Below are 14,604 nucleotides of genomic sequence, written 5' to 3'. Positions count from 1 at the left end.
ATGAATATCTCGATGGGCACCTACCTCGTCACCCAGTCAGACCTGTCCGGGTCGCGCTCGACGGTCGAGGTGGTGTCGTCCGCCATCGCCGGCGGTATCGACGTCGTACAGCTTCGAGAGAAACACGCATCTGCCAGAGAGCGCTACGAACTCGCTCGCGAACTCCGTTCGATGACCGCCGATGCGGACGTTACGTTCGTCGTCAACGACCGGGTCGACATCGCCGCGGCAGTCGACGCGGACGGCGTCCACCTCGGCGACGACGACGTTCCGGTCGAGGTGGCACGCGCACAGTTGGGCGACGACGCACTCGTCGGTCGGTCGGTGTCGACCGTCGCGGACGCGACGGCCGCAGCGAAGGCCGGTGCCGACTACCTCGGCGTCGGTGCCGTCTTCCAGACGTCGTCGAAGGAGACGACTCCCGAACAGTCGGAAATCGGCGTCGAGACTGTCGCCGCAATCGCTGATGCCGTCTCGATTCCGGTCGTCGGAATCGGAGGGATAACCCCGGAAAACGCCGTCGACGTAGTCACGGCGGGGGCCGACGGCGTCGCCGTCGTCTCTGCGATTACCGACGCGTCAAATCCAGAACGGGCGACACGAACTCTCGCGACCGCCGTCGAAGCAGGGAGGGAACGACGATGACCGTCTCAGAGCTCGACGTCTCGCTCTCGGCGACACTCGATGCAGTGGAATCCGCCGAACCCCTCGTCAACGCGGTGACGAACGAGGTGACGGTCAACGACGTCGCGAACATCACGCTCCACTGGGGCGGTCTCCCGGTGATGTCGGACGACGCCCGTGAAGTCGCCGACATGGTCGCGCTCTCGGACGGGTGTTTGCTGAACATGGGCACCGTGAGCGAGCGCGGCGAGGAGACGATGTTGACCGCCGGAACGGCGGCAAACGAGAACGACGTTCCCCTCGTCGTCGACCCAGTCGGCGTCGGGGCGACACCGACTCGGACCCGCGTGGCGAACCGGCTCGTCTCGGACCTCGACGTGGACGTACTCAACGGAAACTACGGCGAGATAGCTGCACTCGCGGGCGAAGACGCGGAGGTTCGCGGCGTCGAATCGGTCGGTGAGTACGGCGACATCGCCGTCTCGGCCATCGCGTGCGCCCGCGAGACGGGTGCCGTGGTCGTCGCGTCCGGTGAGACCGACATCGTCGCCACAGACGAGGCAGCCTACGAAGTCCACACCGGCCACGAGATGATGGGGAACGTCGTCGGAACGGGGTGTATGCAGGGCGTGACGCTCGCCGTTTTCGCCGCCGCGCTGGACGACCCACTTCGGGCGTCGCTAGCAGGGACGGCGTCGTACGGCCTCGCTGGCGAACTGGCTGCAGACTGTCGATTCGGAACGCATCACGGCCCCGCGAGTTACAAGGTGGCGTTCCTCGACGCCGTGTCGGGTCTCGCAGACAGTTCCCTCGACGTCTCCGACCGAATCCACCGAATCGAGGTGTGACCCGTGACGGAACGGACGAGTTCCGGCGTGCAGTCGCCGGCCCCGGAGACGCCGCCGTACGCACTCACCATCGCATCCAGCGACTCGGGCGGTGGCGCGGGTATTCAGGCCGACCTGAAGACGATGACCCGCCTCGGCGTCTACGGCGGGTCGGTGGTCGTCGGCGTGACCGCCCAGAACTCTTGCGGCGTGACCGACACGCGGGTGCTTCCGCCAGACGCGATTCGCGCCCAGTTCGACGCTGTCCACGACGACTTCGACGTCGGTGCCGTCAAACTCGGGATGCTGGCCACGAAACCGGCCGTCGAGGTGGTCGCCGTATGCCTGCAGGCGTACGACGGTCCGGTCGTCGTCGACCCGGTGATGGTCGCCACGTCTGGCGACCGATTGCTCGACGAGGGTGCTATCGACGCCTACACCGACCTGTTCGAGCAGGCGGCGCTCGTGACGCCGAACGCAGACGAGACGGCTGAACTCACTGGTATCGTCCCCGACACACCCGACCGAATCCGAACTGCCGCCGAGCAGTTCTTCGACTGGGGAGCGGACGCCGTGCTCCTGAAAGGCGGCCACGTCGAGACGGGCGATGGGTCGGTCGTCGACTCACTCGTCACGCCCGACGAGACGACGACGTACACCAATCCACGTATCGACACCGACGCGACACACGGGTCTGGCTGTACGCTCTCCAGCGCAATCGCCGCGAGACTTGCTCACGGCGACGACCTGCCGACAGCCGTCGAACGCGGCGTCGAGGTCACCCACGCGACACTCTCCACGCCAGCGGTGGTCGGCCGAGGCCCGGGGAGCGTCAACCACCTCGTCGACGCTGACAACGAGTGGGTCTCGGTCGGTGACCTCGACCGGCCGTAAGTTCAGTAGAGCCCCCACCGCTCGACTCGGCCTCAGCCCCGCAGATATCGAACGCGACGGGGCGAACGAAGCGAACCTTCGGCAGGAAGCGGTCGAAACAGCGAGACAGCGCAGCAGAGAACCCGTCTCGGCGATGTTCACACCCACGTCCACCACAGGGACGGACTCGACACCGACGTGGACGACGGCGAGGAGATACACGGTCGATGCTGAACAGAGATGGGAGCACTCCGTTTCGGACGGTCCCCTTTTTGCACCCTCCTGTCGTATCGCTGCCATGGATGAGCTGCAACGCACAAACGGTCTCAAGGCTCGATTCGAAAACGGGTCGGTTGCATTGGGTGTCCTCGACAGCGTCTACAGTCCGGCCCTCGTGGAATTCTACGGTGACCTCGGCCTCGACTTCGTCTGGATCGACCTCGAACACGGCGGACCGAGCCCGTGGGATTCGAGTGCGATAGAAGACCTGCTTCGGGCGGCCGAACGAACGGGAATCGAGATGGCGGTCCGCCTCCCGAACACTGACCCGACACTCGTCCGGAAGGCGCTGGACCTCGGGGTGAGAACCGTGTTTCTCCCGCGAGTCGAATCGGCGGAGGAGGTCCGAACAGCGGTTCGGTCGTCCCGGTTCCGGTACGATGGTGGCCCGGGTGACCGCGGACTCGCATCACCTCGCGCTCGACGCTGGGGACTCGCCGAGGACTACGTCGAGACCGAAGACAGAGAGACACTGGTCGGCGTCACCATCGAGAACCGCCAATCGCTTGCGAATCTCGACGAAATTTTGGCCGTTCCAGCGTTGGGATTCGTCTTCATCGGCCCGTTCGACCTCTCAGTCTCGCTCGGCTATCCCGGCGAGATAGACCATCCGAAAGTCCAGGAGGCAGTCGAGACGATTCGCTCGACCGCCGTCGATGCGGGTGTCCCGGTCGGTGGACTCGGGTTCGGGATGGACGACGTGAACGAGAAAGCGCAGAACGGCTACCAGATGCTCAATCTCGGGAGTACCACCGGTGCGCTCAAAGGCGTCGTCGAAGGGTGGTTCGATGGATACGACGGCCATCGGTCGGACGAACGCTGAGAAGTATCGAGAGAACTGCCGAAAGAGGTGCTGAGAGAGGTGCCGAAAGAGAAGTGTGGGCGATAGTCGTCTCGGGTGTGGAGGGCCGACGCCAGACAGGGCAGGGAAGAACCGACACCGCTCTCTGTCTCTCGTGTCGGTGCAGCAGCCCAAAAATGCTCCCTGAAGCGATTTTATGTAATCTTTGACTCACTTCTGTGTCTGAGCGTACTGGGTCGTTGGCGGCAGCGCTCACTCGACCGTGACGGCGCTCATTCGACTGTGACAGCGCTCACTCGACTGTGACAGCGCTCACTCGAACCTGACGACGCTTACTCGACGTACTGAAACGCGACGCTGTACATCTCACCGACCGATTCGTCACCGATAGCCATCACGAGACTGTCTGCCTGTTTCACCATCGAGTCACCCAGTTCGGCCGGTAGTTTGGATGCGAGTGACCGAACTACGTTCGCGTGGGCCCGTACGTGGTTCGCTGTCCACGGAACCGGGTCGAGGAGCGTTCGCGTTCTGTCGAACTGCCAGCCGGACCCGACGAAGAACTGTCGGAGGACGTTCGAGGGATAGAAGGTCAGTGCAGGGCGTCCGGTGGCTAGTTCGGAGACGGCGTTTTCGAGCGCGAACAGGTCATGCATCCTCGCGCCGTCCGGGAGCGGTTCGTAGTCGTCGACGACGAGGTGACATCCCGGTGCGGCGACCCGAGTCAATTCGTGTCCGATTGCATCGAGGGACTCGGGTGAGACGACGTTGAACAGGCCGTGCGCGGTGATTATCTCGACTGAGTCGTCTGCAAGCGGCAGGCTGCGGAGGTCTGCGTGTACCACAGCGGTTCGGTCTGGGTCGTCGCTGGCGACGCGTTCTTCGACGGTTGCCGCGTGGTCGGCGTCGTTCGTGATGGCGTAGACGCGACTCGCGCCCGCTGCGAGCAACCCGGCAGTCGTGTTGCCGACTCCAGCACCCGCTTCGAGACAGACTGCACCGTTGACTGGTCGGTCTTCGAGCGCGGTGGAAACCGTCGTCGGAACGTCCATCCTCGGTCAGTGATGGAGTTGCTCGGGGACCGGACTCTCGTCGTGACGCACCCGTTCGACGAGCGACCGCTGTGCGGATTCGTCCATGCCGTCGTACCGAGTTGCCGCGTCGAGAACCATCGCCATCAGCTTTGGGTCGCCCATACTGACGACGCTCGTCAGTCCCTGTGCAGCAGCGAAGTCGAACCGTTCTTCGATTTCTCGCGGTGTGTCGACCGGTTCGTACCAGTTCGCGTAAGGTCGGTCTGTCTCGGGGAGTTCGTCTGTGGACGGCCACGGTCCCTTCGCGAACGCCTTGATTCCGAGCGTCCCGATTCCTTCCTCGGTGGCGCGTTCGAGCACCGCTTCGTAATCGTGGTCTGCGTCGTCTTTCCCCACGACGACTGGATTCATCGGGAACATCAGCGATTCGAGGTCGTCGATGCGGTCGATCGCGTCGAGGATGAGTTGGGGTCCGCTGTGACTCGTCACCCCGATGTGGCCGATGCGGCCCTCGTCTTTGGCCTCGCGGAACGCTTCCAGTGCCCCACCCGCACCCGTGATGGTGTCGAGTTCCTCCTCGTATTCGAGGCCGTGAACCTGATAGAGGTCGATGTAGTCGACACCGAGTCGATTGAGCGACTGCTCGAGCTTTCGTTTCGCTCCCTCGTAGGTTCGCTCCTGGGTCTTACACCCGAGGAAGATTTCGTCGCGGTGTTGCCGAAGCTTCGGCCCTAACTTCAGCTCGGCGTCTCCGTACATGGGCGCGACGTCGAAGTGATTGACTCCCCGGTCGAGGACGAGTTCGACCATCTGGTCGGCACCCTCCTGTTCGAGCCAGTTGAGCGCAATCGTCCCGAACGTCATGATGCTGCTGTCGTGGCCAATCGCACCAAGCGGTCGTGTCTTCATACATACACAGTCACTGGCGACCACCAAAAACGTGTGTCACCACCCGAACGCCACTCTTGTCTTTCGGTCTGTCGGGAGCCGTGACTGGCCGCACACACGAATCTAGCGAGTATTTCGTGTCAGGGAGTGTCAGTAGTATCGGTGGTGGAAATGCCAGCAATTCTCGTCAAACATGCCGTCAAAGATTACGACTCGTGGAAACCGTACTTTGACAACCACGATAGTACCCGGAACGAGTATGGATCGCAGGGGTACCGTCTGTTCCGGACCGCTGAAGATTCGAACGACCTCGTCATGGTGTTCGACTGGGATACGATGGAAGACGCACAGAAGTTCCTCGAAGAGTCGGACCTCAAGGACGTGATGGAAGACGCCGGCGTCATCGGTGAACCCGAGATATACTTCCTCGAAGAAATCGAGTCGAAACTTCCCGAAGAACCGTTAGCGTAATATTCGAACCGCTGGGCGCGGTGCGCCCGACGATTCATATTGGCTAGATAACTGTTTTTCATCGGTGGACAGGAGGGAAGGGTACCGCATAATCACACGCAGACGTTCAGTTCTGTATGTGTGAATCTAGCAGTCACACGTTCGGGTGACATGGGTCGTTTGGAGGGGTAAACGAGGATGGTTCACTTCCATGTCGGCCGTTTTGCGTTCCAGTGGTTCGTCTCACCGCATTGAACGGTCATCGTTTCGGACGCATTTTACAACCGACTGAGTTTTAACACCCGCTAGCAGACCGCCGACTGTAGAGTATGGACACCGACGAACGGATCGATGACCCGATTGCGACCGCACTTCTCAGCGGTTCGACATACGAGCGCCTTCGGATTCGCCGACGCAGTTTGTTCAAACAGCCACTGTCACGGAAACTCGCCTGGCAGAGTCTCATCCTCGCCGGGCTAGCAGTGGTCTTCCCGCTGGCCCTGGCCCTCCCGGAATCGACACGCGCGCTCTTTTCGACGGGCGACCCGCTGGCATCGACACCGAAGATTCTCCTCTTAGGCGCGTACGCCGGTGCGATCGAGGTCGTCGCGGCGCTGTGTCTGATATACGTTGGCGTGAGACGGATTCGGAACCGCGGGTCACTGACAGAACGCCAAGCCCGCCGTCTTCTCGATATCGAAGACATGGCCTCGCTGTTCAGTCTGGTCACGGGGCCGTTCGCTGTCGCCGCCTTCACCGGCGTCTTCCTCCTCGGATTCGGCGGACAAGAGACGATGATGTCGTTCTTCGCTGTCGGTGGCGAGAACCCGTTCGCGGCGGCGACGATTCCGATTACGCTCTTCGATGTGACGGTTGCTGCGGGCGTGATGGCCGTCGCCGTCTTCGCAGTCAGTCGGCTGTTCGAACGCCGTCTCTGCTGCTGAAGACGAGTCTTCGCCTGTATTCGACTCGTTCTCGGAATGTCCTGCGATAGTCGAGTGACGAGGATGCCATTTTTAATCGACCGCGTGACAGTTCGACACGATGGACGTTCCCGACGACTGGACGACAGGGACAGTCGATTCGAATGGCGTGACGATACAGTATTACCGGACCGGAGCCGGCCCACCGCTCGTTATGGCACACGGGTTCACCGACAATGGTCGTTGTTGGGAACCGCTCATTTCGGACCTTGCAGGAGACTACGACGTCGTTGCCTACGACGCCCGCGCACACGGCCGCTCGGACGCTCCCCAGACAGGGTATGCCATCGAAGACCGGGTTGCTGACCTCGTGAACGTCGTCGATGCACTGTCGCTCGACGACCCGATTCTCCTCGGACATTCGATGGGCGGGAACACAGTCGCCGCTGCGGCTGCAACCCACCCTGAACTTCCGCGAGCAGTCGTCCTCGAAGACCCAGCAGGAATGCTCGAGAGACAGGATGCGACCCCCGAAGAGCGAGTAACTTCGGTCCGCGAAAACGTCCGCGAGTGGTCGAACCGCACAGTAGACGATATCGAAGCTGAGTACGCCGAGACGCGGCCCACTCTCGCCCGACGCCTCGCCGTTGCACGAACCGAATGCCGGCCAGAGATAGCCGAAATCGTCCGGTCAGGATTTCCGAGTGCAGCAGACTCCTTTCCCAGCATCACCGCGCCAACACTCGTGTTGAAAGCCGACGACGACACCGCTGGGCGGGCCAACGACCTCGCTGTCGCGTCCACGTTACGCAATGGCCGCCTCGTCCACGTCCCTGACGCCGGTCATTGCGTATTTCGCGACCAGTACGACGCCGCGTATGCCGAGTTGCGAGGGTTCCTGCAGTGGTGCCGACTACGCTGACGGCTTGACGATTACATCGACGGCTTGATGTTCTGATTCACCCGGAACAGGTTCGTCGGGTCGTATTCGTCTTTGACGCGCACGAGTCGCTCGTACGCCGACCCGAACGTGGTTTCCATCATCTCGTCTCCTTCTTCGAAGAATCCGGGGAAGTTCAGATACACCGAGCCATCGGAGAACTCCTGCATATCGTCGATGAAGTCGCGAACCCACGCGACGTTTTCGTCGTCGGTATCGGGGTCCTCCCAGTTTGCTTCGATGCCGAGGAGGAACGGTGCGTGACGCCCAGCGAAGGCACTCTCGCTCACGTCGATGTCTGTGATTGCCCCGCCAAGGTGCCAGATATCGACGGTCGAAAGCGGTGACGGAGCAGCGTCGGCCCAGGAGGCAATTCGCTCGATCGCGCTGTCGGAGAGTCCGTCGAGGTAGAGCGATTTCCAGTAGTAGCGCATCCCATCGGGGTAATCCTCGTCGAGGACTTGCTGGAAGTCGGCGTACGAGACAACGTCGCTGAAGTCTGCGAGTGGCTCACCGAACTCTCGAAGCGGTGCCAGTGCTTCGACTCCCGCTTCCGCCGGACCAGCGTAACACCCGATGATACCAATCTTCGGAACGTCTACCGCGTCGGGGAACAGTTCTTCGTCGGGTAACACACCAGCGAATGCGACTGTGCTGACCTCCTCGGGAGCACGCTCCGTGTACTCGCGGTACGCTTCGAGGATTCCAGCAGGGTCCTTGGCGTCGTAAAAGACCAGACAGCTCGCGACTTCCGGACCGACTGGGTGGAGGTCGAACTCGAATCCGGTGACGACACCGAAATTGCCACCACCACCACGCAGCGCCCAGAAGAGGTCTGGATTGGTGTCAGCACTCGCCGTCACGAATTCGCCGTCGGCAGTGACGAGTTCGACAGCACGGAGGTTGTCACAACTGAGACCGTATTTGCGGCGAAGGTGGCCGAGTCCGCCGCCGAGTGTCAGACCCGCGACGCCAGTCTCTGAGACGACGCCACCGGGTGCTGCGAGTCCGAACAACTGGGTCTCGCGGTCGACGTCAGCCCACGTCGCGCCTGCTTGCACCCACGCGGTTCGTCGGTCTGGGTCGACACGGACGCTCCGCATCTCCGAGAGGTCGATGACGAGTCCGTCGTCACAGAGCGCTGTCCCAGCGACGTTGTGGCCACCGCCCCGAATCGCCACGAGGAGGTCGTTCTCCCGAGCGAACGTGATCGCACTGACGACGTCTGCGACGCCTCGACATCGAGCGATTAACGCCGGGTGTTTGTCTATCATCCCGTTCCATATCGCCCGCGCGTCGTCGTATTCCGCGTCGGTCGGGAGAATCAGTTCGCCGTGGAGCGACGCTGCGAACTCCTCTCTTTGCTGGTCGGTGACGAGGTCAACTGACATACCATGATATTAGGTCGCATGGCGTTAGCCTCACCTACCGAAACGCGTGTCCTGTCGTGAGATACGTTTCAGACCGTGAGAATCCTGTCGTACGATGGATAGAGTTAGTACCGTCACTGACCTACTAGAGAGTCATTCGCATGCACACATCGGGTGGCTCTCAGGACGAGAACGACGACGTATCTCGGACACCGAGTGCGTCGATTGTAGACGCCCTCCTCGACAACGCACGGAACCGTCGCCATCTCGGCCAGCGGTTGGCGGAGGAAGGCGACCGTGTCTCCACAGAGGAACTCGTCGATATCGTTCGTCATCGGCCACTTCTCGAACTGCTTCTCGACGGCCCACGCGACAGGAGAGAGATAGAAGAGCGCCTCGACGTTTCGAAGGCGACCAGCCACCGGTTCACACAGTGGTTAGATACGGCGGGACTCGGAGAACGCATCGACCACCGGGTCCAGTTGACCGGTCGCGGCACGGCCATCGCAGAAGAACTCCTTCGATTCGAAGCGAACGTCCGAACCGCTCATCGACTCACACCGCTTCTCGACGCCATCTGTGACGACCACGACGAGTTCTTCGTCGAACCGTTCGTGGACGCAACAGTGACCACGGCGGAACCCGAAGACCCGTACCGACCTGTCGAACGATTCATCGAACTCGCCCGTGCGTCTCGGACACTCCGTGGGTTCAACACCACGCACATGGCACCGCTGGTCCTCGGAGAGTTCCACCAGCAGGTGTTCGAAGAGACAGAGACCGAGCTGATATATCTCCCATCGATAGTCGAGAAACTCTTCGAAACCTATCCAGAACACGCCAGCGAAGCAATCGAGCGTGGTCATCTGACCCTCCGGACGCGCGATGAACTCCCGTACGGGCTTGTTCTGTTCGACGACCGTATCGGTATCGGTGGATACGACAGGTCGACGGGGCTCATGCAGGTGTTCGTCGATACCGACGCCCCCATCGCACGCCAGTGGGGCGAACGCGTCTACGAATCACTGAGAGCGGATTCAGAGCCGTTCGACTCGCGTGCCTAAGGGTGTTGGTTTCGTCTCGGAAGAAAGCGCTCAGCAGACGAGGTGAGGGGAACAAACGCCGAAGACCGCCAATAGGAGGTGACACAGTGCCCAGTTCGTGTGTAATGCGTCACGGCCGTTCGCGGCGTTCGACATGGTTATTCGGGGGCGACCCCGATTCGCATGGTTGGTGGTGTGCCTCTGATTCTGTGCTCGTTCGTGTGGGTTGAACAGTGTGGCGTCCCATCGTGCGCTTCGAAGGCACCCACGACACCCGCGTCGGTGGTTCAGCGTGGTCGTGGTTGGGACGACTCAGGACGAATTCCTGCTCGTTCCACAGATTCTCACAAGGGTCCACTCGGTAAGTCATCACTCACTCAACAGTAAGCATCCGTTTCGAGGTGAGGCTACGTACCTAGAGTGACCCCGACGTAGATTGGGTACTTTTCCCGTTCGGTCCGCCACCCGCTTCGGGGGAAATCGAGAGCCGTACCGACAGAACGCTCTGTTTCTCCTGTAGACAGGAACGGATGATTATCTGCGAAACAGGAAATCCACGGGACAGTATACTAGTTCGACCGCTTACATGATTACCACTGGGGCCCTCTCTGCAGATGGTGAGAGGTGTTGGAAGAGAGACAACCGGATGAGAGTACTCGGGACGATACCGACTCGGAAAGCGGAGCGTTCGATGACCGTTGTCGCGAGGTCTTTTCGACGCTCGACCGTGTGGATGACGCAGTTTTCGCACTCGATACAGCGTATCACGTGACCTACGCGAACGAATCAGCGCTCGCTGCGTACCGACCACCAGGATTCAGTGAGGACCTCATCGGCACTGTGATTTGGGAGAGTTCGCCGCGAGCGGCGGCGTCTCGGATTTCGACGGAAGTCCCCCGGGCGTTCGAAACCCAGGAACCAGTACGGTTCAGGGAGACGTACGAACCACTCGATGCCTGGTACGAAACGCGAATCTATCCCGCTGCCGATGGTGTGACTGTCTCCGTCAGCGACGTCACGGACGAGGTACACCGACAGGCGGAACTCGAACGGTACGAGACGGTTATCGAATCGATGGTAGCGGGTATCTACGTTCTCGACGAGCGGTTCGAATTCGTGTTGGTGAACGAGGCATACGCCGAGTTGGTCGGGGGCGAACCGGAGGCGTTGCTGGGCGAGCACGTCTCCGTCGCCGTCAACGAGGAAACGGTATCGACGGCCGTCAGTATTCGTGACGAGCTACAACCCGGGGAACGCCGAATTATCGAAACCAATCTGACGCGACAGGACGGGACGACGATTCCCGTCGAGTGTGCCTTCACGCCGTACCCGCTCGACGGAGCGTGGAGTGGGACGATCTGTGTGGTTCGGGACCTCTCGGAGCGAAATCGGTTAGCGGCCGAGCGGACGGCCGCCGAGTGGGAACACGCTAACGCGTTCGACCGGGTGAGCCACGCCCTCGACGGGACCGATACCGGCATCTGGGACTGGGACATCGAAACCGACGAAGTCGTCTGGCTGGGACCGATGAATCGGTTGTTTGGACTGGCCCCCGACGAGTTCGACGGAACCTACGAAGGATTCTTGAACAGAGTCCATCCCGACGACCAGTCGTACGTCGAGCAGGCTATTCAGGCGTCGTTCGACGGGTCCGACCCATACGTCGTCGAGCACCGAATCCGAACGCCCGCTGGCGAAACCCGATGGCTCGAAGGGCGTGGAGAAGTGTACGAAGATGACGAGGGGAATCCGATTCGGCTGACTGGTGTGGCAACAGATATCACCAGTCGGAAAGAGCGAACGCGTGAACTGGAAGAAGCGAACACACGTCTCAACCTCGCGCTCGAAGGCACGAACACGGGTATCTGGGACTGGGAGATTGCGACAGACGAAGTCGTCTGGTGGGGGCCGACCAGTCGATTGTTCGGAATCGACCCGACCGAGTTCGAAGGAACGTACGAAGGGTTCATCAATCGCGTCCATCCCGATGACTTACCCGACGTGGCTCGAAGCCTCAAACACACGCTCGAAGAGTCCGAACCGTACTCGGTCGACCATCGAATCGTTCTCCCCGACGGGACGACACGGTGGATTGGGGGGCGGGGAGAACTGTACAAAGACGACGACGGCAGCCCGCTACGAATGGTCGGGGTTGCCACGGATATCACCGAACAGAAACACCTCGAACAGGAGCTTCGAGCGTCCGAAGAACTCCACCGGACCACCCTGAGCAACATCACGGATACGGTGTTCATCACCGACGATGAAGGGCGGTTCACCTACGTCTGTCCGAACGTGGACTTCATCTTCGGTGACTCGGCAGACGATATTCTGGCGCGAGAATCTGTCGACAACCTCCTCGGTGGCGACCCGGTACCCGACGACTTCGGACCAGATGACGTCGTCGAGAACATCAAACGCGTCGTTAGTGACGCGGACGGCAACGAACACACTGTTCTCATCACGATATCGCCAGTTTCGATTCAAGGTGGGACGCGCCTCTACAGCATCCACAACATCACCGAACTCGAAGCGCAAGAACAGGCGCTTCGAGACAAAGAAACAGAGCTCCGAATCGTCGTCGAGAACGCGCCACTCATCCACTTCATGTTCGACGCTGACGGATTGTTCACGCTCTCCGAAGGTCGCGGACTCGATGTACTTGGGTTCGAACCGGGTGAAGTCGTCGGACAGTCTATATACGACCTGTATAGTCAGTACCCCGCTATCATCGATATCGCCAACCGCACACTCGACGGCGAACGGATATACTCTATCGTCGAACTCGACGACGTCACGTTCGAAGCGTGGTACGAACCGGTCTACGGAGACGACGAAACCGTCGAATACGTCATCGGTGTCGCAACCGACATCACGGAACTCCGTCGAAAAGAGCTGACGCTCACCGCACTCCATCGGTCGAGTCGCGAGTTACTCACCGCCGAGACAAAAGCGCAAGTCGCAGACATCGTCGTCGACGCTGGAATCGACGTTCTCGGCCTCTCATCCGTCTCGGTTCTGCTCTTCGACGAACGAGCGGGCGACCTCTATCCGGCCGCAATCGCCGGGGAGAACGACACGGCAGCGAAACGACATCGCTATGGCCCCGATTCGGGCTACTGGAAACAGTTCGTCGAAGAAACCACCGGGTCAATCGGCATCGACGACGGCGAGCTAACCGTTCCGCTCGGTGGCCACGGCCTGTTCGTCGCAGAGACACAGGGTAGCCAGTCGGTGACGGACGATATGGTCGAGTTGGCCGAACTTCTCGGTGCGACTGCAGAAGAGACGTTCGACAGAGTCGAACGCGAAGAGATGCTTCGAAACCGTGAACGGAGCCTTCGAGAACAGACCGCACGGCTCGAAAACCTCCACGAAATCAACGAGCAGATTCGAAACGTCGAGCACGTCCTCGTGATGGGCGAAACTCGGAGCGACATCGAACGGGGTGTCTGTGAACGGCTCGTCGAACCCGAACGGGTGGCGTTCGCCTGGATTGGTTCGGTAGACGGGGGGACGGTCACGCCGAAGTGTTCGGCAGGGTCAGAACGAGGGTATCTCCCCGCGCTCGCTGACATCGACGACGAGACGGAACCGTCGAGAATCGCGGCATCGACGCTCGAACCGGTTGTCGTTCGGTCGGTTGCCGATAGACTTCGAGAAGAGCCGTGGCGCAGAGAGGCGCTCGCCAGTGGGTATCAGTCTGTGATGAGCGTCCCGCTCATCTACGATGGTCACACCTACGGCGTCCTGACGGTGTATGCGACCCGAAACGATGCGTTCGACCGGTTGATACAATCGGTCCTCGACGAACTCAGCGAAACCATCGCGTACGCCATCAACACAGTCGAGACCAAACACGGCTTCCTGTCGGACCGCGCCGTGGAACTCGTCTTGCGGACCGAAGAGACGAGAGACCCACTCGCCCGACTCGCCCGTCAGACTGGTGCAGTTTCCCGGTTCGATGGACTCGTTCCCGGCGCGGAGTACCAGCGCATCTTCTTCACTGCCAGCGGTACCAGCGCGGACGCGATTGTGGCCGCAGCAAGCGAGAGTCCAGACATCGAATCTGTACACGTGATTTCGGAATTCGACGACGGTGGCTCCTTCGAAATCGTCTCTGCGTCGCCGGTATTCGCGAGCGTGTTCGTCGACCAGGGGGCAATTCCGAAATCCATCGAATCGACACCGCAGGAGACGAGAGCAGTCGTCGAGTTGTCCCACCAAGCGGACGTCGGTGCGTTCGTCCGTACGCTTCGACGCTGGTACTCCGACATCGAACTGATTGCCCGACGCGACCGTGACCGCGCCCCGTTGACGAGAGACACGTTCAAGGCGAACTTCAAATCGGAAGTGACCGACAGGCAGTTAGAGGTGCTCCAGACCGCGTACTTCTGCGGGTACTTCGACTCGCCACGCTCCATGAACGGGCAGGAAGTCGCGTCACTGCTGTCGATTACGCAACCGACGTTCAACTACCATCTCAGAGCGGGCCAACGGACACTGCTCGGGATGCTCATCGACGACCAGGACGACGACTCTAGATAGTGA

At 60.8% G+C, this 14,604-nt stretch carries 12 protein-coding genes; 9 read left to right on the top strand and 3 right to left on the bottom strand.

The annotated features are described in order from the left end of the window. Positions 1-12: 12 nt before the first annotated feature. From thiE to ACK3SC_RS14700, 4 genes are all read left to right on the top strand, one after another. On the top strand, positions 13-645 hold the full coding sequence (gene thiE, locus ACK3SC_RS14715; protein ID WP_416841234.1) for a thiamine phosphate synthase: 633 nt from the start codon (positions 13-15) through the stop codon (positions 643-645). Further along, positions 642-1,472: a hydroxyethylthiazole kinase gene (thiM, locus tag ACK3SC_RS14710; RefSeq protein WP_416840950.1), complete on the top strand. Its 831-nt coding sequence runs from the start codon at positions 642-644 to the stop codon at positions 1,470-1,472. Before thiE ends, thiM begins: the two co-directional genes overlap by 4 nt. 27 nt (positions 1,473-1,499) lie before the next feature. After that, on the top strand, positions 1,500-2,345 hold the full coding sequence (thiD, locus tag ACK3SC_RS14705; RefSeq protein WP_416841233.1) for a bifunctional hydroxymethylpyrimidine kinase/phosphomethylpyrimidine kinase: 846 nt from the start codon (positions 1,500-1,502) through the stop codon (positions 2,343-2,345). A gap of 277 nt (positions 2,346-2,622) precedes the next feature. Beyond that, positions 2,623-3,426, top strand: a complete 804-nt coding sequence (locus tag ACK3SC_RS14700; protein ID WP_416840949.1) for an HpcH/HpaI aldolase family protein — start codon at positions 2,623-2,625, stop codon at positions 3,424-3,426. Between the two features lie 311 nt (positions 3,427-3,737). Here the strand turns inward: ACK3SC_RS14700 and ACK3SC_RS14695 are convergent, their stop codons facing one another. Both ACK3SC_RS14695 and ACK3SC_RS14690 read right to left on the bottom strand, forming a co-directional pair. Beyond that, positions 3,738-4,457 carry a class I SAM-dependent methyltransferase gene (locus ACK3SC_RS14695; RefSeq protein WP_416840948.1) on the bottom strand — a complete coding sequence of 240 codons (720 nt, stop codon included), beginning with the start codon at positions 4,455-4,457 and terminating at the stop codon, positions 3,738-3,740. 6 nt (positions 4,458-4,463) lie between these two features. Further along, positions 4,464-5,348, bottom strand: a complete 885-nt coding sequence (locus ACK3SC_RS14690; RefSeq protein ID WP_416840947.1) for an aldo/keto reductase — start codon at positions 5,346-5,348, stop codon at positions 4,464-4,466. 150 nt (positions 5,349-5,498) lie between these two features. Between ACK3SC_RS14690 and ACK3SC_RS14685 the strand changes: the two genes are divergently transcribed. From ACK3SC_RS14685 to ACK3SC_RS14675, 3 genes are all read left to right on the top strand, one after another. After that, positions 5,499-5,798 carry a hypothetical protein gene (locus ACK3SC_RS14685; protein ID WP_416840946.1) on the top strand — a complete coding sequence of 100 codons (300 nt, stop codon included), beginning with the start codon at positions 5,499-5,501 and terminating at the stop codon, positions 5,796-5,798. Positions 5,799-6,106: 308 nt separating this feature from the next. Next, the gene (locus ACK3SC_RS14680; RefSeq protein ID WP_416840945.1) at positions 6,107-6,721 is read left to right on the top strand and encodes a hypothetical protein; all 615 of its coding nucleotides are present in this window, start codon (positions 6,107-6,109) and stop codon (positions 6,719-6,721) included. A 100-nt stretch (positions 6,722-6,821) separates the two neighbouring features. Further along, positions 6,822-7,622, top strand: coding sequence for an alpha/beta fold hydrolase (locus ACK3SC_RS14675; protein ID WP_416840943.1), 801 nt, complete (start codon positions 6,822-6,824; stop codon positions 7,620-7,622). A gap of 11 nt (positions 7,623-7,633) precedes the next feature. Here ACK3SC_RS14675 and ACK3SC_RS14670 read toward each other — a convergent pair whose 3' ends face one another. After that, positions 7,634-9,031, bottom strand: coding sequence for an FAD-binding oxidoreductase (locus ACK3SC_RS14670; RefSeq protein WP_416840942.1), 1,398 nt, complete (start codon positions 9,029-9,031; stop codon positions 7,634-7,636). A 140-nt stretch (positions 9,032-9,171) separates the two neighbouring features. Here ACK3SC_RS14670 and ACK3SC_RS14665 point away from each other — a divergent pair, with 140 nt between their 5' ends. Together ACK3SC_RS14665 and ACK3SC_RS14660 are read left to right on the top strand one after the other, a co-directional pair. Further along, complete coding sequence (locus ACK3SC_RS14665; protein WP_416840941.1) at positions 9,172-10,074, top strand: helix-turn-helix transcriptional regulator; 903 nt, start codon at positions 9,172-9,174, stop codon at positions 10,072-10,074. A gap of 708 nt (positions 10,075-10,782) precedes the next feature. Further along, the gene (locus ACK3SC_RS14660; protein ID WP_416840939.1) at positions 10,783-14,601 is read left to right on the top strand and encodes a PAS domain S-box protein; all 3,819 of its coding nucleotides are present in this window, start codon (positions 10,783-10,785) and stop codon (positions 14,599-14,601) included. Positions 14,602-14,604: the final 3 nt, after the last annotated feature.

Origin of the sequence: Haloferax sp. DFSO52 (assembly GCF_048158745.1) — an archaeon.
Taxonomy (GTDB): domain Archaea; phylum Halobacteriota; class Halobacteria; order Halobacteriales; family Haloferacaceae; genus Haloferax.
This window is presented reverse-complemented; position numbering and strand designations above follow the sequence as displayed.

Excerpts from the sequence above, each read along its gene's own strand:
- ACK3SC_RS14680 (WP_416840945.1), top strand. The coding sequence starts at position 6,107 with ATGGACACCGACGAACGGATCGATGACCCGATTGCGACCGCACTTCTC.
- ACK3SC_RS14665 (WP_416840941.1), top strand. The coding sequence starts at position 9,172 with ATGCACACATCGGGTGGCTCTCAGGACGAGAACGACGACGTATCTCGG.
- ACK3SC_RS14690 (WP_416840947.1), bottom strand. The coding sequence starts at position 5,348 with ATGAAGACACGACCGCTTGGTGCGATTGGCCACGACAGCAGCATCATG.
- ACK3SC_RS14670 (WP_416840942.1), bottom strand. The coding sequence starts at position 9,031 with ATGTCAGTTGACCTCGTCACCGACCAGCAAAGAGAGGAGTTCGCAGCG.
- ACK3SC_RS14695 (WP_416840948.1), bottom strand. The coding sequence starts at position 4,457 with ATGGACGTTCCGACGACGGTTTCCACCGCGCTCGAAGACCGACCAGTC.
- ACK3SC_RS14675 (WP_416840943.1), top strand. The coding sequence starts at position 6,822 with ATGGACGTTCCCGACGACTGGACGACAGGGACAGTCGATTCGAATGGC.
- ACK3SC_RS14700 (WP_416840949.1), top strand. The coding sequence starts at position 2,623 with ATGGATGAGCTGCAACGCACAAACGGTCTCAAGGCTCGATTCGAAAAC.
- thiE (WP_416841234.1), top strand. The coding sequence starts at position 13 with ATGGGCACCTACCTCGTCACCCAGTCAGACCTGTCCGGGTCGCGCTCG.
- thiM (WP_416840950.1), top strand. The coding sequence starts at position 642 with ATGACCGTCTCAGAGCTCGACGTCTCGCTCTCGGCGACACTCGATGCA.
- ACK3SC_RS14685 (WP_416840946.1), top strand. The coding sequence starts at position 5,499 with ATGCCAGCAATTCTCGTCAAACATGCCGTCAAAGATTACGACTCGTGG.